The following is a 24,471-nucleotide window of genomic DNA, read 5'->3' as shown; positions in this document are numbered from 1 at the left end:
TCGACGACGCTCCCTAACAACGAAAGGAGGCCGATGCTCGTCACCCGGTTCACCGAAGCGTTCGGAGTCAAGCATCCCATCGTCTGCGGTGGTATGACCGCTGTGGGCACCGCAGAGTTGATCGCCGCGGTGGCGAATGCCGGTGCGTTGGGCTTTCTCACGGCGCTGACCCAGCCGACACCGGAGGCGCTGGCGAAAGAGATCCAGCGTACGTACGATCTCACCGACAAACCGTTCGGCGTCAACCTCACAATCCTACCCACGATCAACCCGGTGCCCTACGACGAATATCGCGAAGCGATCATCGACGGTGGGGTGAAAATCGTTGAGACAGCGGGTAACAACCCGGCGCCGCACCTACCGCGCTTCCAAAGCTCTGGCGTCAAGGTAGTCCACAAGGCGGTGGCTGTGCGTCATGCATTGAAAGCTGAGAAGCTTGGCGTCGACGCGGTCAGCATCGATGGATTCGAATGCGCCGGGCACCCCGGAGACGATGATGTACCCGGCCTCGTTCTCATCCCAGCCGCCGCCAAACGGCTTTCCATCCCCATCATCGCAAGTGGAGGTTTCGCCACGGGTGCAGGTCTGGCGGCTGCACTTGCGTTGGGTGCGTCGGCGATCAACATGGGCACCAGGTTCGTGGCGACGACCGAGGCCCCAGTGCACGAGAACGTGAAGAAGCAGATAGTGATGAACGACGAACGCGCGACGGTGATTGTCTTCCGGAAGTTCCGCAATACCGCTCGGGTGGCACGCAACACCGTCTCTGAAGAGATCGTCACCATCTCGGCACGGGACGGTTCGGGCTTCGGAGATATCGCACACCTTGCCTCAGGTGCGCGAGGCCGCACGGAAGTGCTCCAGAAGGGTGACGTGGAGGGCGGCATGTGGTGGGCCGGTCAGTCACAAGGACTGATCGACGAAATCGCGAGTTGTGCTGAAGTAGTCGACCAAATAGTGCGCGATGCGCACGAACTGATCGACAAGCGGTTACCTGCTTTGATCGCGACGCACTGAATGCGCCTGTGCGCGGGGTTGCTCGCCGCGAGACTGTGGAGATGGCAGGCCTTCTCCACGGTCGAGTCTCCGCTGATCGACGGCGCGGTCGCACTCGCGCACTCCACCGACGCGGAGCATGGGGCGCGCCGGACAAATGTGATCAAAAAAGGGCACAGTTTACGGATTAGACGCCCTGATCGCCGAATTTGTGATCAAATGACGACAACCCCCGCCGGCCGCAGCCTAACCGCGCAGCCGGCAGAAAGATGGTGGTGATGGCCTACGGCAGCGAAGATATGCAGATTGACTGGGATGTCGAGATTGAAGCTGACGACGGCCTTTCCCTTCGCGCCGACGTATATCGCCCCACGGCGGGCCGACATCCCGTACTGCTCTGCTACACGCCGTACGGAAAAGGGCTGAACTTCGCCGAAGGCCGGCCGGATCAATGGAATGCGCTGTGCACCGAACATCCCGATGTGCCCGCGGGTTCCAGTAATCGTTACGCCAATTGGGAGGCGATCGACCCGGAGAAGTGGGTTCCGCACGGGTACGCGGTGGTGCGTGTCGACTCCCGCGGTATGGGACGCAGCCCCGGATATGTGGACCACTGGTCTCCCCGTGAGACGCAAGATTATTACGACTGCATCGAATGGGCTGGAACCCAGCCCTGGAGCAACGGGCGAGTCGGGCTCATCGGGATCTCCTACCTTGCAATGAACCAGTGGCAAGTAGCTGCACGGCGGCCACCGCATTTGACGGCCATCTGCCCCTGGGAGGGCTGCTCCGATCACTATCGCGACGCGCGACGCCACGGCGGAATCTTGTCGACGTTCATCCCGCGCTGGTATCGCAACCGGATCGACAAGGCGCAGTACGGCGTCGGTGAGCGTGGCCGGCGGAACCCTGTCACCGGTGTTCCGGTCTTCGGAGACGAAACCTTGCCGGACGAGGTGCGCGCGCAGAATCGTGCCGACTTGATCTCGGAGCTCTACGACCATCCCACCTTCGATGAGTACTTCACGGTGCTCAACGCTGACCTGTCTGCCATCGAGGTCCCGCTACTGTCTGCGGCCAACATCGGCGGGCAGGGGCTTCACCTGCGGGGCAACGTTGAGGGCTTTGTGCGTGCGGGATCGCGGCAGAAGTGGCTCGAACTGCACGACCTCGAGCACTGGACACACTTTTACACCGACTACGGCCGGGAGTTGCAGAAGCGCTTTTTTGATCACTTTCTCAAGGACGAACCGAACGGTTGGGACGATGTCCCGCCAGTGATCCTGAATGTTCGGCACGTCGATGGGACGACGTCGCTTCGGTACGAACAGGATTGGCCCCTTCCGGGCACCGACTGGGAAAAGCTGTACCTGAATCATTCCGACCTAGAGCTTGACCGGGTGCCGTTGGCCGGTGAAAGGCAGGCGAGCTACCGAGCATTGAATGGCGGCCTGACCTACCGGATGGTTGTCGACGTCGATACCGAGATCACAGGGCCCGCAGCCGCGAAGTTGTTCGTCTCGTCATCCACCCCCGATGTCGACCTCTTTCTGGTACTGCGCGTCTTCGACCCCGTTGGCAACGAGATCACCTTTACCGGTGCGAACGATCCGCACACTCCCGTCTCGCAGGGATGGCTGCGCGGATCTCACCGCAAGCTTGATCCCGATCAGAGCACGCCATACCGCCCATACCACACGCACGACGATCCGGATCCCCTTGTGCCAGGGGAGGTTTATGAACTCGACGTCGAGATCTGGCCGACGTCCATCGTCGTTCCAGGCGGGTACACGCTTGCGCTCACCATTCAAGGGCACGACTATCAACACGAGTCGTCCGACAGTCAACCCTCGGTGGACTGGTATAACCCTGCCGATGCCATGCATGGAGACCCTCGGGACCGGCCCCGGGACGTCTTTGGGGGGACGGTCACCCTGCACTCGTCCGATCGTCAACCGCCTTATCTCATCCTGCCCGTCATACCAGCCGACCCTCGGAGGAACAGTGGGAATTCAGTCGATTGAACACCTCGAGCTCTATGTCAACGACGTCGACTCGACTGTCAGTTTCTACCAGGAAGTCATCGGCCTCGTAGAAATCGCGCGCACCGGTGACGCGGTGTATCTCGGCTGCGGGTTCGACGGCAACTGGGATGTCGCCTTCAGAGAAGGGCCGACCGGAGTCAGTCGTGTCGCGTTCCGCGCTGACGACCTGGCCGAGATCGAAGATGCCGAACGTGCTTTGAAGCAAGCGGGATTGAGCACGACTCGTACCGACGGAGCGCACCCGAACCAAGCCGAGGGAATGCAATGGGTCCTTGACTCCGGTCTCGCGGTGGACTACGTGCTGGTCGCTGACAATCGTTACCACGTCCTCGCAGAGCCGACTATGGCGTCACGTCGTGGCTTTCAGCCATTGGATCTGGACCACATCGCAATCCAGTCCACCGACGTCAAGGCAACGTCGAAGTTGTTCGTCGATGTGCTCAAGTGGCGCGAGACCGAGCACATTGAGCTGGATCCCAATTCCGGCATGTGGCATGGCAGCTTCATCCGCAAGGGTCTGCTGCATCACGACATCGCGGTGACGATGGGGGAAACGCGCATGCACCACTGGGCACTGGCGATGTCGAGTATCGACCACGTGAAGATGGCGATTGACGTTCTCGCGGCGGCTGACACACATCTTGAGCTCGGGGTGAGCCGTCATAGAGCGGGCGGCAATATCTTTGCCTACTTCATCATGCCCGACGGGCACAGGCTCGAACTGTCTTGTGAGATGTCGGTCGTCAACCATGACACCCCTGCGCGAACCTGGTCCGATCGTGCCGGATTCGACGCGTGGGGCAATCTTTATCCCACCCAGGACTTCCTCAAGGGGACGTGAAGTGGGGGTTCTGCTGGCCGTAATCGTCGTTGCCGCAGTGGTTGTGAGTGGACTGCTGGTGATGTGCTGGCAGGGATTGGGCAGCGACCTTTTCATCCATTTCGCCAGAGAACACGACGTCGCTGCCCATCGGCGATGCTCCCACGACCCGGTGGAGGACTGATGCACCTGCGCTCGAGCCTGTGCGGTCTTCGGGCGGCAGCTGAAGGCCACCCGGGTGCGACCGGAGTTGATCACATCATCTGTATATTCCGCATAAAAGACGCAGAAAGCCCTTTGTTTTGATCAAACTATAGGCTACTCTTCGATTCGGTGGGCACGCTGCGACACGCAGGTTCGACCCGCCGGCGAGGCCATCGATACACAAGGCGTCTGCCGTGAGCACTGTCCGAAACCCGGAGGGGATGGTCATGATGAGCACTGCTTCATCTGTAGCGACTGCGGCCAGTGTGACCCGCGCCCGCCAACACGGCTTAGGCGACCTCCTGCGCCGCACGGCACTTCGGTACCCAGCCAAGGTCGCCGTCATTGCTGACCACCGCCGAGTGACTTTCCGCGAGTTCGATGCTGCAGTGAATCGATGCGCGAACAATCTCACGGCAAGGGGCTTGGTCAAAGGCGACCGGCTCGCCATTTTGTCCCATAACTGTTGGCAGTTCGCCGTTTTGGCATTCGCAACCGCACGAGTCGGTGTGGTGTTGGTGCCGATCAACTTCATGCTCAACGCCGACGAGGTCGCGTTCATCCTCGCCCATGCGGGCGCCAAGAGCCTGGTCGTCGAGGATGCGTTGACTCCGGTTGCCGAGCAGGCGCTGTCATCGGCGAAGATCACCGACGCTGTGCTGGGCTGGATTCGGCTGGCCGACACACCGCCGGCTGGCAACTGGGAAGACGTCGATGGCTGGATTGATGCCGGTGACGCCACGTCGCCGGATGTGTTGATCGAAGACGACGACCCGCTGCGCCTGATGTACACCTCCGGGACCGAGTCTCGCCCCAAAGGGGTTGTCCTCACCTCACGTTCGTTGATCAGCCAGTACGTCTCGTGTGCTGTGGATGGAGGCATGAGCTCGGACGACATCGAGTTGCACAGTCTGCCGATGTATCACTGTGCGCAGCTCGACTGCTTTTTCTCGGTCGATGTCTATCTCGGTGCAACCAGCATTATCTTGCCGCGTCCAGACGCCGAAGCGTTGCTTGAAACGATTGAGCGGGAGAAGGTCACAAAGCTGTTCTGTCCACCCACCGTGTGGATCTCCCTACTGCGGCATCCCGATTTCGACGTGCGAGACTTGTCCAGCCTCGCCAAGGGGTACTACGGCGCATCGCCGATGCCCGTGGAGGTACTCAAGGAACTTTCCCGGCGCTTGCCGAACGTGCGGTTCTGGAATTTCTACGGACAAACCGAGATGGCCCCGCTAGCCACGATCTTGCGCCCGGAAGAACAGCTTTCCCGTGCTGGTTCGGCAGGACGACCATCGCTGAATGTGGAGACCCGGGTGGTCGACGAGGACGATGTCGACGTTGCCTGTGGCGAAGTGGGCGAGATCGTGCATCGCTCACCGCACGCCACGCTTGGTTACTACAACGACGAAGAGAAGACGGCCAACGCTTTCCGCAGTGGGTGGTTTCATTCAGGCGATCTTGGCGTGATCGATGAGGACGGCTATCTCACCGTGGTCGACCGCAAGAAAGACATGATCAAGACCGGAGGAGAAAATGTTGCCTCCCGGGAAGTGGAGGAAGCGCTCTACCTGCTCGACGGTGTCGCGGAGGTCGCCGTTTTCGGCGTACCGCATCCGCACTGGATCGAAGCAGTCACCGCAGCAGTGGTTCCCAAACAAGGTGCGAGGCTTACCTCCGAAGACGTCGACAAGCATGCTCGGCAGGTGTTGGGCGGTTACAAACGACCAAAATTCCTCGTCTTCGTCGAGTCACTACCGAAGAACCCGAGCGGCAAGATCCTCAAGAAAGAACTCCGTGCCACGTATTCACACCTGGCCAAGGCATGAGGCTCGTGGTGACCCCCGGAACCGCGAACGAGAATCGCCGTCACCCAGATCCTTCACCTACCGCGACCGTGAGCAGGTGAACACGTGGCCGTCAACCACGTCGAAACGGCGGCGAAGAGTACCGGACGTGCCGAGAAAGCCCCCGGGTCACCGCGCACCACCTTCTTGAAGCCGCTGCGCAACGTCGGTGACTTCTGCGCCTTTTCCCTCGATGCGTTCGTCACGCTGTTCAAACCACCGTTCGCGTGGCGCGAGTTCTTGGAGCAAACCTGGTTTGTGGCCAGGGTGTCGCTCATTCCGACGCTGATGCTGTCCATTCCATTGGTTGTCATGACCGTCTTCACGTTCAATGTGCTGCTCATGGAATTCGGAGCCGCCGACTTCTCCGGCACCGGCGCCGCGATCGGGGCAGTCAACCAGATCGGCCCCTTCGTGACCGTGCTTGTCGTTGCCGGTGCAGGTGCGGCGGCCATGTGTGCCGACCTAGGGGCACGCACCATCCGTGAAGAGCTCGACGCGCTGCGAGTCATGGGCATTGACCCGATGCAGGCCCTGGTTGCGCCGCGGGTGCTCGCTGCCACCGTGGTGGCGTTGCTGCTGTCTTCCCTGGTGACGCTCACGGGGCTGACAGGCGGCTTCTTGTTCTCGGTGTTCTTCCAACACGTCACGCCCGGCGCATTCGTGGCGGGCATGACATTCATCACTGGGCTGAGCGACGTGTTGATATCCATGGTGAAGGCAACACTGTTCGGCCTGGCGGCTGGTCTGATCGCCTGTTACCAGGGCACCACGGTCGGTGGCGGACCGGCGGGAGTGGGCAACGCGGTCAACGAAACGGTGGTGTTCTCGTTCGTTCTGCTTTTCGTCATCAATATCGTCGTCACCGCGATCGGGTTCGAGGTCACCAAATGAGCGCGGGTGTCGTTCTCCGACAACGTCTACCGCGGACCATGATCGCGGTAGACGGGGCGAGGTCCGGCTGGCGACAAATCGGCGATCAAACCCGGTTCTACGGCCAGACAATCATTTCGATCGTCGACGTCCTCATCCGGTACAAGTCCGAGTTGTTGCGACAGGTCGCGGCGATGAGCCTCGGAACCGGTGCGCTCGCGGTGATCGGAGGCACGGTCGCTGTCGTCGCCTTCCTGACCATGTCGACAGGTGGGCTCATTGCGGCGCAGGGCTACAACCAGTTGTCCCAGGTCGGAGTGGACGCCCTGGTCGGCTTCGCGTCGGCCTTTCTCAACACTCGACTGATCACGCCGTCCACAGCGGGAATCGCGATGGCCGCCACGATAGGTGCCGGAGCCACCGCACAGTTGGGCGCCATGCGGATCAACGAAGAGATCGACGCATTGGAGGTCATGGGCATCCGCTCGATTGCTTACCTGGCCTCAACACGAGTGGCGGCAGGGGTGATTGTCGTCCTTCCCCTCTACTCCGTCGCGCTACTGATGGCCTATACCGCTGCCCGGTTCGGCACGACGGTGTTCTACGGCCAGTCGGCCGGGGTGTACAACCACTACTTCAACACATTCCTGGTTCCCGGCGATGTATTGCGATCGTTCGCCGTCACAATCATGCAAGCCGTGGTGATCATGCTGATTCACACCTATTACGGTTACACGGCTAGCGGTGGTCCTGTCGGGGTGGGGGAGGCAGTCGGGCGCGCCACCCGTACCTCACTGGTTGCGTCGAGCTTCCTGATTCTGTTCGTCACTCTCGCCATCTACGGCCAGACCGGCATCTTCAACTTCTCCGGGTAGTGCGATGTCGTCCAGAGTGGGTAATCCGCGAATCGCATCCGAGTGGTGGGCTGCGTTCCTGGTTGTCGGATTGACCGTCGCAGTAGCTGTCTGTATGGGTGCGTTTAACCGGTCATTCACGCCGACGGTGCCGGTCACATTGACTTCGGAGCGCGCGGGCCTAGTGATGGAACCGTACGCAAAGGTGAAGATGCGTGGGGTTCAGGTCGGGCGGGTCGCCATGATCTCCGGTGCGTCCGACTCGGTGACCCTTCGACTAGAGATCGACCCCGATCAGGTCCAGTACATCCCGGCCAACGTCGAAGCCCGTATCGACGCGACTTCGCTGTTCGGGGCGAAGTTTGTCGACCTGGTGTATCCCAGAGACCCGGATCCGCAACGACTTTCCGCCGGTGCGGTGCTGGAGTCGAAGAACGTCTCCGTCGAGGTGAACACCGTCTTCCAAAACCTGGTGGAGTTGATCAACCAGATCGATCCGGCGAAGTTGAACGCGATTCTGGCGGCGTTCGCCGAAGGTGTGCGCGGCCAGGGTGAACGCATGGGCGAGGCTACGACAGCCGCAAATGACGTTCTGATCGCGCTGAATTCGCGATCCGAGACAATGCGTGCGAACTGGCGCGCAATCGAAAAGGTCAGCGAGACCTACGGCGTCGCCGCGCAGGACATCATCGATACCCTTGGCGCCGCGACCACCACGAGTGTGACGCTGACTGACCAGGCGGGGCAGCTCGACGCACTACTGCTTGGTGTTGTGGGCCTATCGCGCAGCGGGATAAACGTTCTGGGCGCGAGCAAGGACAATTTGATCAGAGCCATCAATCTGATCGAGCCGACGACGAACCTGTTGATGAAATACAACCCGACACTGACCTGTCTTCTCGTCGGCGCCCAGAACACCCTCGACCACGGGTTGCGGCACTACGCCGGTGGTGGCAACGGCAAGTCGCTCATCATGGACGCGGCCTTGCTCATGGGCGATGATCCGTACCGGTATCCACAGAACCTACCCGTCATCGCCGCCAAGGGAGGTCCCGGCGGCAAGCCCGGTTGTGGTTCGCTACCCGACGTCGCGAAGAGCTGGCCTGTCCGTTACCTGGTGGCCAACACCGGGTTCGGGTCCGGCCTCGACGTCCGTCCCAACCCCGGGATCGGTTTCCCCGGTTGGGCCAACTACCTGCCAGTCACTCGGGCGGTGCCCGAGCCGCCGAGCATCCGCTATCCGGGCGGTCCGGCTCCCGGTCCATTTCCATACTTCGGTGCGCCGCCCTACGGTGCCCCGCAATACGGATCCGACGGCACACCGCTGTACCCGGGTGTTCCACCGCCACCGCCACCTGGGTCAGGGCCCGCCGAGGAAGCGCCGCCGTCATCGTGATCGCATCAACGCCCGTCAGCCAGCACCATATAGAGGAGGTGAATCACCTTGCGACGTAATCTGCCGGGACTCCTGATCCGCCTGGGGATCTTCTTCGTGGTGTGTGCGCTGGGTGCATTCGGACTGATCGCCATCTTCGCGCAGCTGAGATTCCAGGAGGAGACCACCTACAACGCCGCCTTCAGCACGGTGACCGGGTTGGAGAACGGCAACTTCGTCCGTATCGCCGGCGTTGAGGTTGGCAAAGTGAAACACATAGCGATCCAAGATGATTCCACCGCGTTGGTCGAATTCAGTGCCGATGACTCCGTGATCTTGACGGAAGGCAGCAGAGCGGTTATTCGATACGACAACCTGATCGGAGGTCGCTATCTGTCATTGGAGGACGGCGCCGGTGGAACCGAAAAGCTCGTCGCGGGTGACACGATTCCGATGACCCAAACCGCGCCGGCACTCGACCTCGACGCGCTGATCGGCGGATTCCGGCCACTGTTTCGTGCGTTGGAACCCGATCAAGTAAATGCGTTGGCGGGGCAGCTGATCTCGGCGTTTCAAGGCCAGGGACCCACGATCGGGTCGATCCTCACCCAGACCGCTGCGCTGACCAACACGCTGGCCGACAGGGACGAACTGATTGGGCAGGTCGTGGTCAACCTGAATACGGTACTGGCCTCGCTCGGCGATCACACCGACAAATTCGACAAGGCCGTCGACTCGCTATCGGAGCTTGTCCATGGGCTCGAGAAGCGCAAGCAAGACCTCAGCACTGGTGTGGCGCACGCCAACGAAGCCGCCAGCAGCATCGCCGGTCTGCTCACTGAGACCCGCGAGCCGCTGAAGAAGGTGGTTGCCGAAACCGACCGTGCTGCAGGAACCGTGCTTGCCGATCACGAGTACTTCGACGACCTGCTCACGACACTGCCGGACGCTTACCGCGTGCTGGGAAGACAGGCAATCTATGGCGACTTCTTCAGCTTCTACATGTGCGATGTGGTGCTGAAGTTGAACGGTAAAGGCGGCCAGCCTGTTTACGTCAAAGTCGCCGGTCAATCCACAGGCAGGTGCACCCCACGATGAAGCCCTTCAGAGAACGCAACCCCATCATCATCGGAGCCATCGCGCTAACCGCGGTTGCGGTGATTACTGTGGGCGCCTTCAACTTCACCAAGCTACCGTTCTTCGCCTCCGATACGACGTATTCCGCGTACTTCGACGAAGCGGGCGGTCTGACGACCGGCGCCCCAGTGCAGGTATCGGGCTTTCGTGCCGGACAGGTGCGCAGTATCGACCTCGAACCCGAGGGGGTGTTGGTCACCTTCTCGGTCGCTGACGATGTTCGTCTAGGGGAACGAACCGAAGCCGCCATCAAGACCGTCGGCCTCCTGGGTAACAAGGTTGTGGGTATTACGCCGCGCGGGCAGGGACGGTTGTCGGGCACCATCCCGATCGAGCGGACCACGTCTCCCTACCAGCTTCCCGACGCCATCGGCGACCTGACGGCGACCATCAGCGGACTGGACACCGGCCAGTTATCCGACTCGCTGCGAACGCTGAGCGAGACGCTACGCGACACCCCACCGCAGCTGAAGGTCGCGGTCGACGGCGTCGCCCGCTTCTCCGAAACCATCAGCCGACGTGACACAGAGTTGCGTCAGCTGCTGGCGAACGCCCGGAAAGCAACGGGAGTCTTGGCCGGGCGTACCGACCAAATCGTACGGCTCATTTCCGACACCAACGCCATGCTCGCACAACTGCAAAGCCAAAGTGTTGCACTGGACCAGATCTCGGGCAACATCTCGGCACTGGCCAAGCAGATCCTCGGATTCATCGCGGAGAACCGGTCGACCATGAAACCTGCGCTCGACAAGTTGAACGGGGTGCTTGCAACGATCGACAACCGCAAAGCCGAAGTGCGGGAAGCCTTCCGCGGCCTATCTGCGTACGTGATGGCCCTGAGCGAATCGGTGAGCTCCGGGCCGTTCTTCAACGCATACGTCGCCAACCTGTTGCCCGGTCAGTTCGTGCAACCGTTCGTCGATGCCGCCTTCTCCGACTTGGGTTTGGATCCGAATGTGCTCGCCCCCTCGGAGCGTACCGATCCGCAAGTCGGCCAGCCCGGCACGCCAGCGTTGCCGGTGCCCTTTCCGCGCACCGGGCAGGGCGGCGAGCCGCGGCTACATCTGCCCGACGCCATCACCGGCAAGCCCGGTGATCCGCGCTATCCGTACCGCGAACCCCTGCCACCACCACCGCCGGGCGGACCACCGCCAGGGCCTCCGGCGCAGCCGTCGGCCGAACACGCTTCCGGGCAGGGTGACCGATGAGCAGGGCACACACGCGTATCGGCGTATTCATGGCCTTGATTGTTTGCCTGGTCGGCGCGGCGGCCCTGTTGATTGGGTCCGCGCGCGAGACGAACCGCACCCGTGTGGTGGCGTTCTTCCAGAACAGCAACGGCGTCTTCGTCGGCGACGACGTCCGGATCCGAGGCGTCACTGTCGGCAAGATCGACGCTATCGAACCGCAACCCACGACGGTGAAGATCACGTTCTGGGTCGACGGTTCCTATTCCGTTCCGGCCGACGTCAAGGCAGTGATTCTGTCGCCGACACTGGTGACAGCGAGGTCAATTCAGCTCACCCCGCCGTATCGGTCAGGCCCGACCCTGCCCGACGATGCGGTGATCGGTGAAGACCGCACTGCGGTACCGATGGAGTGGGACGACTTCCGCGGTCAACTCGAGCGGCTCACCGAGGCGCTACAGCCCACTGAAACAGGCGGCGTCAGCACCCTGGGCTCCTTCGTCAACACCACGGCTGAGAACCTGCGGGGGCAGGGACCGGCTATCCGCGATGCGATCATCGAACTTTCGCAGGCGCTGTCGTCTCTTGGCGACCACAGCGACGACATGTTCACCAGCGTCAAGAACTTGTCTTCGCTGGTGTCGGCGTTGCAAGACAGCACGGTGCTGATACGGCAGCTCAACAGCAACCTCGCGTCAGTCACGGGGCTCCTCGCCGACGAACCCGGCGAAGTGGCGCACGCCATCGAGGACCTGAATACCGTCGTGGGTGAAGTGAAAACGTTCGTTGCGGACAACCGCGAAAGCATAGGTACGACGTCAGACAGGCTGGCGTCCGTCGCCCAGGTGCTGGTCGACAGCATCGACGACATCAAGCAGTTCCTGCACGCCGCTCCCACGGGACAGGCCAACCTGATCAACTCGTATCAACCCGCCCAGGGCACCCTCAGCGGAGCGTTGTCGGCCAACAACTTCAGCGATCCCATCACCTTTCTGTGCGGCGCGATACAGGCCGCATCACGGCTGAACGCAGAACAGTCGTCCAAACTGTGTGTGCAGTATCTGGCGCCGATCGTGAAGAACCGCCAGTACAACTTTCTGCCGCTCGGGCTCAACCCATTCGTCGGCGCCAGCGTACGTCCCAACGAAGTCACCTACAGCGAGGACTGGATGCGGCCGGATTACGTTCCACCCCAACCGATACCGCAGGTGGATCACTCCTCGACCCTGCCCGCCGAGGTCCCTTTGCCTGATGCGGCGATACCGGGCGCGGAGCAACCGGGGCGGCAAACCGATCCGGGCGCCGGGTTACCCGGAATGATGGTTCCGCCCGAGGCGGCACCATGACGCGGACACGCCGGTGGCGAACCGCCGGTGTGGCGGCAGCGATGGTGTTGAGCACAGTGTTGTCCGGGTGCGGTTGGCGCGGATTGAACGCCCTTCCACTGCCCGGCACTCAAGGTCGTGGCCCGGGCGCCTTCACGATCCAGGCGCAGATGCCCGATGTGCACAACATTCAGCAGAACTCCCGCGTCCGCGTCGGCGATGTGAACGTGGGCACCGTTACCACGATCGAACGGCAGGCGTGGCACGCACTGGTGACGATCAGGCTCAACGGTGACGTCAACGTACCTGCCAACGCCACGATCTCGGTCGGGCAGACCAGCCTGCTGGGATCGCTGCACCTCGAACTCGCACCGCCGACCGACACACCACCACAGGGCAGGCTCCGCCAAGGCTCCTTGATTCCATTGTCGTCCGGCCGCGCTTATCCATCGACTGAACAGACGCTCGCCGCGGCGTCACTGCTGCTCAACGGGGGTGGAATCGGGCAGGTTCACGACATCACCAAGGCGTTGAGCACCGCATTCGCCGGCCGCGAAGATGACCTGCGGAGCCTGCTGAGGCAGCTGGACACCTTCATGGCCCGAACCAACGATCAAACCGACGACATCATTTCCGCGACCGAAAGTTTCAACCGGCTCGTCGAACAGTTCGCTGCTCAGAAACCTGTGGTCGACGAGGCTCTCGAAGCGATCCCAGATGGCCTGGCAGTCCTGAACAGCCAGCGCGACAACCTTGTCGAGGTATTCGACCAGTTGGGTAAGTTCGGCGCACTGGCGTCCGACTCGGTCCACCAGACCCGGGGCGCGCTGGTTCAGGAACTCAAAGACCTCGGCCCGGTGCTCGAGTCGCTTGCGAACGCCGGACCCGCCTTGACACGTTCGCTCGGCCTGCTGACCACCTACCCCTTCCCGAAGGAAACCCTGACCAATTGGATGCGCGGCGACTACGCCAACGTCACCGTCGTCGCGGACCTGACCCTCAGCCGGATGGACTCTGCACTGTTCACCGGAACTCGTTGGGAGGGCGACCTTACGGAGTTGGAGCTGCAATGGGGTCGCACCATCGGTCAGCTGCCCAGCCCCTACACCGCAAGTAACCCGCTGATGGCGCCTTACCGCTGGGATCAGGGGCCGTAACATGCATCTCAACAGACGAGTCCAGTTGCAGCTGGTGTTCTTCGCCGTGATCTCCCTGCTCGCCGGCGGCGCCATGGCATTGACGTATCTCAGAGTGCCGAATCTTCTTTTCGGCGCGGGCCAGTACCAGGTCACCGTGAACCTGCCCGTCGCCGCCGGGCTCTACTCCAATGCCAACGTCACCTACCGCGGAACCGAGGCCGGCCTCGTCAAGGATGTGCGGTTGAGCCCGACCGGAGTGGATGCCGTTCTCACCATGCAGACCGGCATCGACATACCCGCCGACCTGGATGCGCACGTACACAGCCAGACGGCGCTGGGCGAACAGTTCATCGCGCTCGTGCCGCGCAGCGATGGTGGCCCGATGCTGAAGAACGGCGACGTGATACCCGCTGACCGCACAACGGTCCCTGCCGACATCAACGCGCTTCTGAGCGCGACTAACCGGGGCTTGCAAGCGATTCCGCACGACAACCTGAAGACGGCCATTGATGAAGCGTTCACCGCCGTGGGCGGTCTGGGTCCCGAACTGTCACGGATTGTCAGATCCAGCACCACACTGGCCATCGATGCGCGCGACAATCTAGACGCGTTGACCACCCTGATCGACGAGTCTCAGCCGATTCTGGACACCCAGATCGACACCTCCGACTCGATTCAAGCTTGGGCCGCCAACACCGCGCAGATCACCCGCCAGGTGCAGGAAAAGGACACGGCGCTGCGGGGCATTTTGGACACCGGTCCGGACGCCGCGGAGGAGGTTCGCGGCATGTTCGATCGTGTGCAACCGACACTGCCGATTTTGATGGCGAACCTGGTCAGCGTCGCCGACGTGGCCGTCACCTACCAACCCAACTTGGAACAACTCCTGGTGCTGACTCCACCGGGGCTGGAGATCCTGCAAGGCGCGGGCCTGGCGAACCGCGACACGAAACAGGACTACCGCGGTCTTTACCTGTCGTTCAATCTGAACCTCAACCTCCCGCCACCCTGTATGACCGGATATCTCCCGGCTCAACAGCGACGAGCACCCAGCGAGGTCGACTATCCCGACCGTCCCGCCGGTGACCTGTACTGCCGGGTGCCGCAGGACTCGCAGTTCAACGTGCGCGGCCTGCGCAACCTGCCCTGCGCCGCCCGCCCCGGCAAGCGTGCTCCGACGGCCAAAATGTGTGAGAGCGAAGAGAATTACGTGCCTCTCAACGACGGCTACAACTGGAAGGGCGACCCCAACGCGACCTTGTCCGGGCAGTCCGTTCCGCAACTTCGACCCGAAACGCCACCGCCGGCAGCGATTGCACAGTACGACCCGAACTCCGGCGCCTATGTCGGACCCGACGGCCGCAAATACACGCAAGCTAACCTCGCGAGCGACGCGCCGGAAGGTCAGACATGGCAGCAGATGCTGCTCCCTCCCACGGCTCCGTGATCCCAATTCCGGCGAGCAGACGCAAAGGGTTGTTCCTGAGCGCGTTTTCACACGCTTCTGCATCTGCTCGCGGTTAAGACCGGGAGAGCCAGGCGGCGGTGTTCGGGGGCAGCTTGCCGTCAACCAGTGGGGCGCTGGCCAACAGCAACTCGCCGTCAGGCAGCGCGATGGCGGTGTCACCGGTATTGAGCGCACACACCAAGCCACCGTCGCGCGCGAACACCACACTGTCGCCGGGGGAGTCCAGCCATAAGACCGCTCGGCCGTCAAATTCATCGCGGGTGCAGCGCAATTCGATGGCGCGACGGAACAACGACAGCGTGGAATCGGGGTCGTCGACCTGCTTCTCGACCGTCAGCGCCGCCCACTCGGGCGGAACCGGCAGCCACGTGTCGGGATTGGTGGAGAACCCGAACGGCGGCGCGTCACCATCCCAGGGCATCGGCACCCGGCATGCGTCGCGTCCGCGCTGTGTGCGTCCCGACCGCTCCCAGATCGGGTCACGCAGTGCCTCGTTGGGCAGGTCGACGTTGGGCAACCCGAGTTCCTCGCCGTTGTAGACGAACACCGCCCCGGGCAACGCCAACATCACCAGCGTCATCGCCAACGCCCGCGACAGCCCGAGCTGCCCGCCGCCGTACCGGGTCGGCGGGCGGTCGACATCGTGGTTGGACAGCGTCCAGGTGGGCGTGGCGTCCACCAGATCCGCAGCGGCCATGGAGTTTTCGATCGCTTCGCGTATGCCGGCCGCGTCGAACCGGGCCCGCAGCAGCCGGAAGTTGAAGCCCAGGTGCAGCTCGTCGGGGCGCACGTAGCGGGAGAACTGCTCGTTGTCGTAGACCCAGACTTCCCCGATCGCGACGGCGTGCGCGAAATCGTCGAACACACGCCGGATCTGGCGGTGGATGTCGTGGACACCGTCGTTGTTGAACCGGGGATCGGAGTCCATATCGGCCAACAGCATCTCGGCCCTGGCGACCTCCATGTCCGGCAGCCCCGGCGGCTTGGCCATCCCGTGGGCGACGTCGATGCGGAACCCGTCGACGCCGCGTTCCATCCAGAACCTCAGCGTCTTCTCGAGATCCTCGAACACCTCCGGGTTGTCCCAGTTGAGGTCGGGTTGCTCGGCATCGAACAGGTGCAGGTACCACTGCCCGGGTGCGCCGTCGGGTTCGACTACGCGTGTCCACGCGGGGCCGCCGAAGATCGACACCCAGTTGTTCGGCGGTTGGCTGCCGTCCGGCCCGGCGCCGTCGCGGAAGATGTAGCGCTCACGCTCGACGCTGCCCGGGCCGGCCCGCAGCGCCGACTGAAACCACGGATGCTGTGAGCTGGTGTGGTTGGGTACCAGGTCCATGGTGATCTTGATGCCGCGCCGGTGGGCGGCCTCGATGAGCCGGTCCAGCGCGCCAAGGCCGCCGAACAGCGGATCCACGTCGCGCGCGTCGGCCACGTCGTAGCCGTGGTCGGCCATCGGCGACACCATCACCGGGTTGAGCCAGATCGCGTCGACGCCAAGCCAATGCAGATGGTCCAGCCGGGCCGTGACGCCGTCGAGGTCGCCGACACCGTCGCCGTCGCTGTCACGGAACGACCGTGGATACACCTGATAGAAGACGGCCGAAGACCACCAGCGCGCGGGCATCAGAACGGCGCGTTGACCAGCGAGTCGGCCGCCATTTCCAGATAGCCCAGCAGCTGCTTGCGGTGGACGTCGTCAAGCGTCTCGGAGTCGATCTCCGCGATCGCGGTGTGCATGCAGCGCAGCCAGGCGTCGCGCTCGAGGTAGCCGATGCGGTAGGGGACGTGGCGCATCCGCAGCCGAGGATGGCCGCGCCGCTCGGAGTAGGTGTGCGGTCCACCCCAGTACTGCTCGAGGAACATCCGCAGCCGCTCCTCGGCGCCGTCCAGGTCGTTTTCCGGGTAGAGCGGGTAGAGGATCTCGTCGTCGCGCACGAGTTGGTAGAAGCGCGACACGATCGCGCGGAACGTCTCGTGGCCACCGACCTCGTCGTAGAACGATCGTTGGGACTGGGTCACGCCCCCATTGTGTCTTGTCGCCCGATGTGGCTGGTCAGACGGTCGGCCACCGGTTGTTCATCGGACTGACCTGCGAACACGGGGAGAAAGACCGTGCGATCGGCGCGAAACAAGGGTTTACTGTCCGTCGGAGGACGTATGGCGCATCGCAAGAAAGGCCCGTCCAGAAGAGCGGGCTTGTCCGGGGCCGCGGCATCGCGCGCCCAGACGCGTGTTCTGCACAGCGTCGAAACCCATCCACCAAGTAGCAGCGACGGCTCCTTTTGGGGGCGTCGCCGAGTCCTTCTGCTGAACGCCACCTACGAACCGTTGACCGCTCTGCCCATGCGGCGGGCGGTCATCATGCTGATGTGCGGAAAAGCCGACGTCGTGCACGACGACCCGGCCGGGCCGGTCATCCACTCCGCCACCCGGTCCATCGTCGTGCCCTCGGTGATCCGGCTGAAGGCTTACGTGCGGGTGCCCTACCGGGCCCGCATCCCGATGACCCGGGCGGCGTTGATGCATCGCGACCGGTTTCGCTGCGCCTACTGCGGAGGTAAGGCCGACACCGTCGACCACGTGGTGCCGCGCAGCCGCGGCGGCGACCACTCCTGGGAGAACTGCGTGGCCGCGTGTTCGACGTGCAATCACCGCAAGGCCGACCGGTTGCTCGGCGAGCTGGGCTGGACGCTGCGTTCGGTTCCGCTGCCGCCGAAGGGACAGCACTGGCGGCTGCTGTCATCGGTGAAGGACCTCGATCCGTCATGGGTGCGATACCTGGGCGAAGGCGCGGCATGATCGCGGCTGGTATACGGTTTGCGACGTGAGCGACGCAACTTCATACGCGATAGTGATCCTGGTGCCGCTGGCGCTGACCGCTGTGCTTGCTGCGCTGGTCTGGGGGCGGGGCAAGAAGGCGCACCTGGAGACTTACGAGATGTCCGAGAAGTGGACGCACGAACCGATCCTGTGGGCGTCCGATGAACCCGCTGTCCATGGCCATGGCGGCCATGAGTCACACCCGTTCACCGTAGGAGGCGGCGCCAGTGGCAAGTGGTGAAGTTACGACAATCGAATCGGCGGACCTGCCGCTCGGTTGGGTCGTCACGAGCAGCGGACGGATCTCTGGGGTCAAGGAACCCGACGAGCCGTCGCTTTCCTACCCGTTTCCCGTCAAGGACCTGGTCTTCCTCGACGAGGCGCTGAAGTACGGCTCCCGCGCCGCCCAGGCACGCTTCGCGGTGTACGTCGGCGATCTTGGCGCTGACACCGCCGCGGGTGCCCGCGAGATCCTGGCTACGGTGCCCACGCCCGACAATGCGGTGCTGCTCGCGGTCTCGCCCAACCAGCGCGCGATCGAGGTGGCGTACGGCAACGACGTCAAGGGACGCGGTATCGAGGACTCCGCGCCCAAAGGGGTGTCGGCCGCCGCAGCAGCGTTCAAGGACGGCAAGCTGATCGACGGCCTGATCGAGGCCGTCGAGGTGATGAGCGCGGGCGTCTCACCGCGCTGACCCCTCGCTTAGGGCGCGAGCGTGCGTGTTTGCACACGACACGCCGCGTTGTCGCCGAACTTTACGCACGCTGGTCGGCGAACGTGGCCCGGATTTCGACGTAGCGGGTCAGGAACTTACGTTCGTCGAGGCGCTTGCGGCGCATCCAGCCGGTGACCTCTTCGTTGCACTTGCTGGTATTGCACGACGCGCACGCCGGGACCACGTTGTCGATGGTGTAGCGCCCGCCCCGCGAAATCGCCATCACGCAGTCGCGTTGCAGCGGGCTCTCGTTCGCGCCGCAGTAGGCGCAACCGTTCCACGCGGCTTTGATCGCCGCCCACTGTTCGGCCGTGAGGTCGTTGTCGACGGCGTCGAGTCGACGTTTGCGCTTGCGCGCAGCGCGTGCCCGACGGCTCCGATTGACTGCCACCTCACGAGGATGCCGCGTGAGCGTGCGTAAACTCCCGCGAAACCTCGGCGTGTCGGGCGCGAACACGCACGCTCGCGCCCCGAACCGGACGCTAGCCGGAGTCGAACCGGCGTGCCCGCAGCGCGCGCTCCACGCCGGCGCGACCCTCGACGACAAGCCGGCGCAGCGGCGGCGGTAGGTCGGGGTCGGCAAGGAACCGGTCGGCGGCCTCCAGCCCCTCCTGGCTGACATCCCAGGACGGGTACAGCCCGATGACGACGGTCTGCGCGACCTCGCTGGAACGTCGCTGCCACACCCCGGATATCGCGCCGAAGTACTTGTCCCGGAACGGTTGCAGCAGCTCCTGTTGACCGGGCTGCACGAACCCGCCGACGATCGATCGTGCGGTGACGTTGGCCAGCGTGTCGTCCTCGATGACCTGCTCCCAGGCCGCTTCCTTGACCGCCAGCTCGGGACGGGCCGCCGCGGCGGCCAGCGCGTGGCGCTGTCCGGCCGCCGTCGGATCACGTTGCGCCTCGGCGTCGATGAACGGCGTCGCCATCCCGTCGCTGTCGATCCCACCGGCCGCGGCCAGCGCGGTGACGATGCGCCAACGCAGGTCGGTATCCACGTTCAGCCCGGGCAGTCCCTTGTCGGCCGGGTCGCTGTCCAGCAGCGCCGACAGCACCTCGATGTGGCGCGGGCTGAGCACCGAGCTGCACAATGCGTTGACGAAGGCCAATTGGTGATCCGAGCCGGGCGCGGCGTTGCGGGCCGATTCCAGCACCAGGTCGGCGAACTCGGGCCAGCCCTCGTCGCCGGCCCACTGTGGGTCGGCATAGGAGTTCAGCGCGGTCTGCGCCTGCAGCAACAGCCGTTGCGCCACACCGACTTCGGTCTCTGCGTGCACACCGCCGCAGACCAGCGCCACGAAATCACGGGCCGTCAGCTCCGCATCGCGGGTCATCTCCCAGGCCGCCGACCACACCAGCGTGCGGGGGAGTGGCTCGGCGATGTCGGCGATGCGGGTCAGCACCGTCTGCAACGAATCGGGGTCCAGACGCAGCGAGCAGTACGTAAGGTCGTCGTCGTTGACCAGAATGAACTTCCCGCGCGAAACCCCTTGCAGCGCTGGCACTTCGGTCAATGACCCTTCGACGTCGAGCTCCTCGCGGTGCACGCGCACTAGTTTGCCGGTGCTGGCCGGGTCGTCGTCGTAGATCCCGACCGCCAGCCGGTGCACCCGCGTCTCACCGGCACCGGGCTGCGCGCCGCTCTGGCTGATCGCGAACCGGGTGAACCGGCCGTCGGCGTCCAGGTCGAAGTCCGGTCGCAGCGTGTTGAGCCCGGTGGTCTTGAGCCACTGCTGCCCCCAACCCGACAGGTCGCGCCCCGAGGCCTTCTCCAGCGCGCCGAGCAGATCCGAGAAGGTGGCGTTGCCGAACGCGTGGTCGCGGAAGTAATTCCGCAGCCCGGCCAGAAACTCGTCCTCGCCGACGTAGGCGACGAGCTGTTTGAGCACGCTGGCGCCCTTGGCGTAGGTGATGCCGTCGAAGTTGACCTCGACGGCGGCGAGGTCGGGGATGTCGGCGGCCACCGGATGCGTCGACGGCAGCTGATCTTGGCGGTACGCCCACGATTTCTCGACGTTGGCGAATGTGGTCCACGCTTCGGTGTACTCGGTGGCCTGGGCCTGGCACAGCACCGAGGCGAACGTCGCGAAGGATTCGTTGAGCCACAGATCATCCCACCAAACCATGGTGACCAGGTCACCGAACCACATGTGCGCCATCTCGTGCAGCAGTGTTTCTGCGCGACGCTCGTAGGACGCCCGGGTCACCTTGCTACGAAAGACGTAGTCCTCCAAGAACGTTACGGCGCCCGCGTTCTCCATCGCTCCGGCGTTGAACTCCGGCACGAACAGCTGATCGTACTTGCCGAACGCGTAAGGAATGCCGAAATTGCGGTGGTAGAAGTCGAATCCCTGCTTGGTTTCGCTGAACAGCCGGTCGGCGTCCATGAACTCGGCCAGCGACTTGCGGCAGAACAGGCCGAGCGGGATGTCACCGTGCTCGTCGGAGTAGGTGTCATCCCAGCGCGCGTACGGTCCGGCGATCAACGCCACCAGGTAGGTGCTCATCCGCGGCGTCACAGTAAAGCTGTGCCGCTTGGCTTTTCCGTCGTTCTCGATGCCCAGGGTGGCGCCGTTGGACACCACTTCCCAGTGCGATGGGGCGGTGACGGCGATGTCGAAGGCGGCTTTGAGGTCGGGTTGGTCGAAACACGCGAACATCCGCTTGGCGTCGGCGGTTTCGAACTGCGAGTACAGGTACACCTCATCGTCGACCGGGTCGACGAAGCGGTGCAGACCCTCACCGGTGTTGGAGTAGCGGCAGTCCGCTTCGACGACGAGCACGTTGTGCTTGGCAAGCCCGGTCAGCGGGATGCCGGTGGATTCGTCGTACCCGGAGACGTCGATGGGGCGGTCGTTGAGCGTCGCGCGGTGAATGGTGTCGGCTGCGAGGTCGATGTAGGTGTCGGCGCCGGGCAGCGCGTCGAACTCGACGGTGGTGGTGGAGCGGAAGGTGCGTTCGCCGGGGTTACCGTCACCGTCGGTGACGTCGAGGGCGATGCGGTAGCTGTCGACGGTGATGAGCGCAGCGCGCTCGACGGCTTGGTCGCGGGTCAGGTTGGGTAAGGCCACCCAACCAACTTATCGGCTGGCGCGGCGTCGCCCGCCGCTGCGCTAGATGCCCGGGATCGCCCGTGCCGCGGGCAGCCAGTCCAGCACCGTGCCGTTACCGACCGAAGCCAGCATCTGCGGGCAGTACGACGAGATCGCGACGCCCGTGAAGAACGCGACGATGCCCGGCGGGACACCGCTGTCGGTCACCCGCGCGTACACCTTCGCGAGGTCCTTGCCGGGTTCGACGAGCAGCGGGCATACCGATTCGCCGAGGGCGACCATGTCCACCGGATTGACGACGGTCATGCCCGCGCCGCGAAGCGCGGCCAGAAACGCGTCATCGACCGGGTCGGCGTGGGCGGGTGCCGCGAGCAGGGCCGCGGCGGCGGTCGCGCCGATGAGCAGCGCGAACGTCTGGGCGGTTCGATTAACATGTTTATTCACTTTGGTAACGATTCTTTACAGCAGTCACATCGGAAACACGGTTTGATAACTGTTTGCACACTAAGGCGTTTCTAATGTGGCTCCGATTGGTCCGTCATGCTTGGGGAACACGTTTCACATCTACGCAGTTGTGCTGAACGGATCACAGTCAACGAGAGGACGCCCTGATGGCCGAGAAGTCCAGCCAAAAATCATCGGCCGGTTTTTGGTTCGATCCGCTGTGCCCGTGGTGCTGGATCACCTCGCGCTGGATCCTCGAGGTCGAGAAGGTCCGCGATATCGAGGTGAACTTCCGTGTAATGAGCCTCGCGGTGCTCAACGAGGGCCGCGATGTGCCCGAGGATTACCAGGAGGCGATGAAGAAGGCGTGGGGCCCGGTGCGTGTCGCGATCGCAGCCGAGCAGGCCAAGGGTCGGGAGGTTCTCGAACCGCTGTATACCGCAATGGGAACCCGGATCCACAACCAGGACAACAAGGACTTTGATGCCGTCATCAAGGAGTCCCTGGCCGAGGTGGGTCTGCCTGCCGAACTGGCCGAAGCCGCCGACACCGACAAGTACGACGAGGCGTTGCGCAAGAGCCACCACGAGGGCATGGACGCCGTCGGCGAGGATGTCGGCACGCCGACGATCCACGTCAACGGGGTCGCCTTTTTCGGCCCGGTGCTCTCGAAGATCCCGCGTGGTGAGGAAGCCGGCAAGCTGTGGGACGCGTCGGTGACGTTCGCGTCGTACCCGCACTTCTGGGAACTCAAGCGCAGCCGCACCGAGGAGCCGAGCTTCGACTGACCTTTCCGCGCGCGACGTTTCGCGAGACGTACACCGGGGTCGTTGGGAAGCGGGAAGGCGCGACCCTCATGTTCACTTCGCGAACACCGAAGTAGGGTGACCGCCATGCGCGTCTACCTGGGAGCCGACCACGCGGGCTTCGAGTTCAAGCAGCGGATCATCGAGCACCTGAAGGCCAACGGGCATGAGCCGGTGGACTGCGGGGCCTACACCTACGACGCCGTCGACGACTACCCGGCGTTCTGCATCGCGGCCGCCGAGAAGACGGTCGCCGACCCGGGCAGCCTGGGCATCGTGCTCGGCGGTTCGGGCAACGGCGAGCAGATCGCGGCCAACAAGGTTCCCGGGATCAGGTGCGCGCTGGGCTGGAGCGTCGAGACGGCCAAGCTCGCGCGCGAGCACAACAACGCGCAGATGATCGGCATCGGCGGGCGCATGCACACCGAAGACGAGATGCTCGCGATCGTCGACGCGTTCCTCAGCACACCGTGGTCGCAGGCCGAACGCCACCAACGGCGTATCGACATCCTGTCCGAGTACGAGCGCACCCACGTCGCGCCGCCTGTGCCCGGCGCCTAGGAATGCCAGAAGGCCACACCCTGCACCGGCTGGCCCGGTTACATCAGCGCCGCTACGCCAGGGCGCCGGTGCTGGTGTCCAGCCCGCAGGGCAGGTTCGCCGACGGGGCCGCCGCGGTGAACGGGCGGGTGATGCGCAAAGCGACCGCGTGGGGCAAGCATCTGTTTCACCACTACGAAGGCGGTCGGGTGGTGCACGTGCACCTTGGGCTGTACGGAACCTTCACCGAGATGCGGCTGCCGATGCCGCTGCCGGTCGGGCAGGTGCGGATGCGGATGATCGGCGAGGAATACGGCACCGATCTGCGTGGGCCGACGGTGTGCGAGGTGATCGAAGAAGCCGAGATCGACGACGTGATCGCGCGGCTGGGTCCCGATCCGTTGCGCCGCGACGCCGACGGCTCGCTGGCGTGGGAGCGAATCCGCAAGTCGCGCAGGGCGATTGGCTCGCTGCTGATGGACCAGACGGTGATCGCCGGGGTGGGCAACGTGTATCGCAACGAGTTGCTGTACCGCCACCGCATCGACCCGTACCGCCCGGGCACGCAGATCGACGAGGCCGAGTTCGACGCGATGTGGACCGATCTCGTCGCGCTGATGAAGGTCGGTTTGCGCCGCGGCAAGATCATCGTGATGCGTGCGGAGGACGACCATGGCGCGCCCGCGTACGGTCCGGACCGGCCCCGCACCTATGTCTACCGCCGCGCCGGCGAGCCGTGCCGCATCTGTGGGACCGAGATCCGGACCGCGGTGATGGAGGGGCGCAACGTGTTCTGGTGCCCTACCTGCCAGACGTAAG

General features: G+C 63.7%; 23 protein-coding genes and 1 pseudogene. 19 read left to right on the top strand and 5 right to left on the bottom strand.

Going from position 1 to position 24,471, the window contains the following annotated elements; all coding sequences use genetic code 11:
- The first annotated feature begins 33 nt into the window (after positions 1-33).
- The 13 genes from ABQE44_RS19250 (at position 34) to ABQE44_RS19190 (ending at position 15,249) form a co-directional block, all read left to right on the top strand.
- Complete coding sequence (locus ABQE44_RS19250; protein WP_448394562.1) at positions 34-1,017, top strand: NAD(P)H-dependent flavin oxidoreductase; 984 nt, start codon at positions 34-36, stop codon at positions 1,015-1,017.
- Positions 1,018-1,274: 257 nt separating this feature from the next.
- A complete protein-coding gene (locus ABQE44_RS19245; RefSeq protein ID WP_448394563.1) occupies positions 1,275-3,020 on the top strand; it encodes a CocE/NonD family hydrolase in 1,746 nt (581 codons plus the stop codon).
- Positions 3,001-3,882 (top strand): VOC family protein, encoded by an 882-nt coding sequence (locus tag ABQE44_RS19240; RefSeq protein ID WP_448431380.1) that lies wholly within the window; start codon positions 3,001-3,003, stop codon positions 3,880-3,882. Before ABQE44_RS19245 ends, ABQE44_RS19240 begins: the two co-directional genes overlap by 20 nt.
- A gap of 1 nt (position 3,883) precedes the next feature.
- On the top strand, positions 3,884-4,045 hold the full coding sequence (locus ABQE44_RS19235; RefSeq protein ID WP_448431378.1) for a hypothetical protein: 162 nt from the start codon (positions 3,884-3,886) through the stop codon (positions 4,043-4,045).
- A gap of 250 nt (positions 4,046-4,295) precedes the next feature.
- Positions 4,296-5,894 (top strand): acyl-CoA synthetase, encoded by a 1,599-nt coding sequence (locus tag ABQE44_RS19230; RefSeq protein WP_448394674.1) that lies wholly within the window; start codon positions 4,296-4,298, stop codon positions 5,892-5,894.
- Between the two features lie 165 nt (positions 5,895-6,059).
- On the top strand, positions 6,060-6,806 hold the full coding sequence (locus ABQE44_RS19225) for an MlaE family ABC transporter permease (protein WP_448394565.1): 747 nt from the start codon (positions 6,060-6,062) through the stop codon (positions 6,804-6,806).
- A complete protein-coding gene (locus ABQE44_RS19220; RefSeq protein WP_448394566.1) occupies positions 6,803-7,660 on the top strand; it encodes an ABC transporter permease in 858 nt (285 codons plus the stop codon). Before ABQE44_RS19225 ends, ABQE44_RS19220 begins: the two co-directional genes overlap by 4 nt.
- A 4-nt stretch (positions 7,661-7,664) precedes the next feature.
- Positions 7,665-9,035, top strand: a complete 1,371-nt coding sequence (locus ABQE44_RS19215) for an MCE family protein (protein ID WP_448431376.1) — start codon at positions 7,665-7,667, stop codon at positions 9,033-9,035.
- Positions 9,036-9,083: 48 nt separating this feature from the next.
- On the top strand, positions 9,084-10,112 hold the full coding sequence (locus ABQE44_RS19210) for an MCE family protein (RefSeq protein ID WP_448431374.1): 1,029 nt from the start codon (positions 9,084-9,086) through the stop codon (positions 10,110-10,112).
- Positions 10,109-11,359, top strand: a complete 1,251-nt coding sequence (locus tag ABQE44_RS19205) for an MCE family protein (RefSeq protein WP_448431372.1) — start codon at positions 10,109-10,111, stop codon at positions 11,357-11,359. The genes ABQE44_RS19210 and ABQE44_RS19205 overlap by 4 nt, the downstream gene beginning before the upstream one ends.
- Positions 11,356-12,684: an MCE family protein gene (locus tag ABQE44_RS19200; RefSeq protein WP_448431370.1), complete on the top strand. Its 1,329-nt coding sequence runs from the start codon at positions 11,356-11,358 to the stop codon at positions 12,682-12,684. The genes ABQE44_RS19205 and ABQE44_RS19200 overlap by 4 nt, the downstream gene beginning before the upstream one ends.
- Positions 12,681-13,820 carry an MCE family protein gene (locus ABQE44_RS19195; RefSeq protein WP_448394571.1) on the top strand — a complete coding sequence of 380 codons (1,140 nt, stop codon included), beginning with the start codon at positions 12,681-12,683 and terminating at the stop codon, positions 13,818-13,820. The genes ABQE44_RS19200 and ABQE44_RS19195 overlap by 4 nt, the downstream gene beginning before the upstream one ends.
- Before the next feature lies 1 nt (position 13,821).
- Complete coding sequence (locus ABQE44_RS19190) at positions 13,822-15,249, top strand: MCE family protein (protein ID WP_448431368.1); 1,428 nt, start codon at positions 13,822-13,824, stop codon at positions 15,247-15,249.
- A gap of 73 nt (positions 15,250-15,322) precedes the next feature.
- Here ABQE44_RS19190 and ABQE44_RS19185 read toward each other — a convergent pair whose 3' ends face one another.
- The gene (locus ABQE44_RS19185) at positions 15,323-16,894 is read right to left on the bottom strand and encodes a glycoside hydrolase family 13 protein (protein WP_448431366.1); all 1,572 of its coding nucleotides are present in this window, start codon (positions 16,892-16,894) and stop codon (positions 15,323-15,325) included.
- Positions 16,894-17,289: a globin gene (locus tag ABQE44_RS19180; protein WP_448394574.1), complete on the bottom strand. Its 396-nt coding sequence runs from the start codon at positions 17,287-17,289 to the stop codon at positions 16,894-16,896. Before ABQE44_RS19180 ends, ABQE44_RS19185 begins: the two co-directional genes overlap by 1 nt.
- A 138-nt stretch (positions 17,290-17,427) precedes the next feature.
- On the opposite strand from ABQE44_RS19180, the gene ABQE44_RS19175 reads away from it, so the two are divergent.
- The 3 genes and pseudogenes from ABQE44_RS19175 to ABQE44_RS19165 form a co-directional block, all read left to right on the top strand.
- A complete protein-coding gene (locus ABQE44_RS19175) occupies positions 17,428-18,069 on the top strand; it encodes an HNH endonuclease (protein WP_448394575.1) in 642 nt (213 codons plus the stop codon).
- Positions 18,070-18,094: 25 nt separating this feature from the next.
- Positions 18,095-18,331, top strand: coding sequence for an aa3-type cytochrome oxidase subunit CtaJ (gene ctaJ, locus ABQE44_RS19170; protein WP_448431364.1), 237 nt, complete (start codon positions 18,095-18,097; stop codon positions 18,329-18,331).
- Between the two features lie 85 nt (positions 18,332-18,416).
- A pseudogene (locus ABQE44_RS19165) lies at positions 18,417-18,785 on the top strand (DUF5130 family protein); the annotation flags it as partial.
- A 61-nt stretch (positions 18,786-18,846) separates the two neighbouring features.
- Here ABQE44_RS19165 and ABQE44_RS19160 read toward each other — a convergent pair.
- The 3 genes from ABQE44_RS19160 to ABQE44_RS19150 form a co-directional block, all read right to left on the bottom strand.
- Positions 18,847-19,197 (bottom strand): HNH endonuclease, encoded by a 351-nt coding sequence (locus ABQE44_RS19160; RefSeq protein ID WP_448394577.1) that lies wholly within the window; start codon positions 19,195-19,197, stop codon positions 18,847-18,849.
- A 91-nt stretch (positions 19,198-19,288) separates the two neighbouring features.
- Positions 19,289-21,880 carry an aminopeptidase N gene (pepN, locus tag ABQE44_RS19155; RefSeq protein WP_448394578.1) on the bottom strand — a complete coding sequence of 864 codons (2,592 nt, stop codon included), beginning with the start codon at positions 21,878-21,880 and terminating at the stop codon, positions 19,289-19,291.
- A gap of 42 nt (positions 21,881-21,922) precedes the next feature.
- Positions 21,923-22,306, bottom strand: coding sequence for a DUF732 domain-containing protein (locus ABQE44_RS19150; RefSeq protein ID WP_448394579.1), 384 nt, complete (start codon positions 22,304-22,306; stop codon positions 21,923-21,925).
- Between the two features lie 167 nt (positions 22,307-22,473).
- Here ABQE44_RS19150 and ABQE44_RS19145 point away from each other — a divergent pair, with 167 nt between their 5' ends.
- From ABQE44_RS19145 to ABQE44_RS19135, 3 genes are all read left to right on the top strand, one after another.
- The gene (locus ABQE44_RS19145) at positions 22,474-23,094 is read left to right on the top strand and encodes a mycothiol-dependent nitroreductase Rv2466c family protein (protein WP_448394580.1); all 621 of its coding nucleotides are present in this window, start codon (positions 22,474-22,476) and stop codon (positions 23,092-23,094) included.
- Between the two features lie 105 nt (positions 23,095-23,199).
- A complete protein-coding gene (locus tag ABQE44_RS19140) occupies positions 23,200-23,673 on the top strand; it encodes a ribose-5-phosphate isomerase (protein ID WP_448394581.1) in 474 nt (157 codons plus the stop codon).
- 2 nt (positions 23,674-23,675) lie between these two features.
- A complete protein-coding gene (locus ABQE44_RS19135) occupies positions 23,676-24,470 on the top strand; it encodes an Fpg/Nei family DNA glycosylase (protein WP_448394582.1) in 795 nt (264 codons plus the stop codon).
- The last annotated feature ends 1 nt before the right edge of the window (position 24,471 follow it).

This window comes from Mycolicibacterium sp. XJ2546 (assembly GCF_053483195.1).
Note: the sequence above shows the minus strand (reverse complement) of the source record. Positions and strands in the feature narration are given on the sequence as shown.

Bases quoted from the DNA above. Each gene is read 5' to 3' on its own strand.
- ABQE44_RS19250 (WP_448394562.1), top strand. From the start codon at position 34: ATGCTCGTCACCCGGTTCACCGAAGCGTTCGGAGTCAAGCATCCCATC.
- ABQE44_RS19200 (WP_448431370.1), top strand. From the start codon at position 11,356: ATGAGCAGGGCACACACGCGTATCGGCGTATTCATGGCCTTGATTGTT.
- ABQE44_RS19190 (WP_448431368.1), top strand. From the start codon at position 13,822: ATGCATCTCAACAGACGAGTCCAGTTGCAGCTGGTGTTCTTCGCCGTG.
- ABQE44_RS19195 (WP_448394571.1), top strand. From the start codon at position 12,681: ATGACGCGGACACGCCGGTGGCGAACCGCCGGTGTGGCGGCAGCGATG.
- ABQE44_RS19135 (WP_448394582.1), top strand. From the start codon at position 23,676: ATGCCAGAAGGCCACACCCTGCACCGGCTGGCCCGGTTACATCAGCGC.
- ABQE44_RS19145 (WP_448394580.1), top strand. From the start codon at position 22,474: ATGGCCGAGAAGTCCAGCCAAAAATCATCGGCCGGTTTTTGGTTCGAT.
- ABQE44_RS19245 (WP_448394563.1), top strand. From the start codon at position 1,275: ATGGCCTACGGCAGCGAAGATATGCAGATTGACTGGGATGTCGAGATT.
- ABQE44_RS19175 (WP_448394575.1), top strand. From the start codon at position 17,428: ATGGCGCATCGCAAGAAAGGCCCGTCCAGAAGAGCGGGCTTGTCCGGG.
- ABQE44_RS19185 (WP_448431366.1), bottom strand. From the start codon at position 16,894: ATGCCCGCGCGCTGGTGGTCTTCGGCCGTCTTCTATCAGGTGTATCCA.
- ABQE44_RS19140 (WP_448394581.1), top strand. From the start codon at position 23,200: ATGCGCGTCTACCTGGGAGCCGACCACGCGGGCTTCGAGTTCAAGCAG.
- ABQE44_RS19230 (WP_448394674.1), top strand. From the start codon at position 4,296: ATGAGCACTGCTTCATCTGTAGCGACTGCGGCCAGTGTGACCCGCGCC.
- ABQE44_RS19215 (WP_448431376.1), top strand. From the start codon at position 7,665: ATGTCGTCCAGAGTGGGTAATCCGCGAATCGCATCCGAGTGGTGGGCT.
- ABQE44_RS19220 (WP_448394566.1), top strand. From the start codon at position 6,803: ATGAGCGCGGGTGTCGTTCTCCGACAACGTCTACCGCGGACCATGATC.
- ABQE44_RS19205 (WP_448431372.1), top strand. From the start codon at position 10,109: ATGAAGCCCTTCAGAGAACGCAACCCCATCATCATCGGAGCCATCGCG.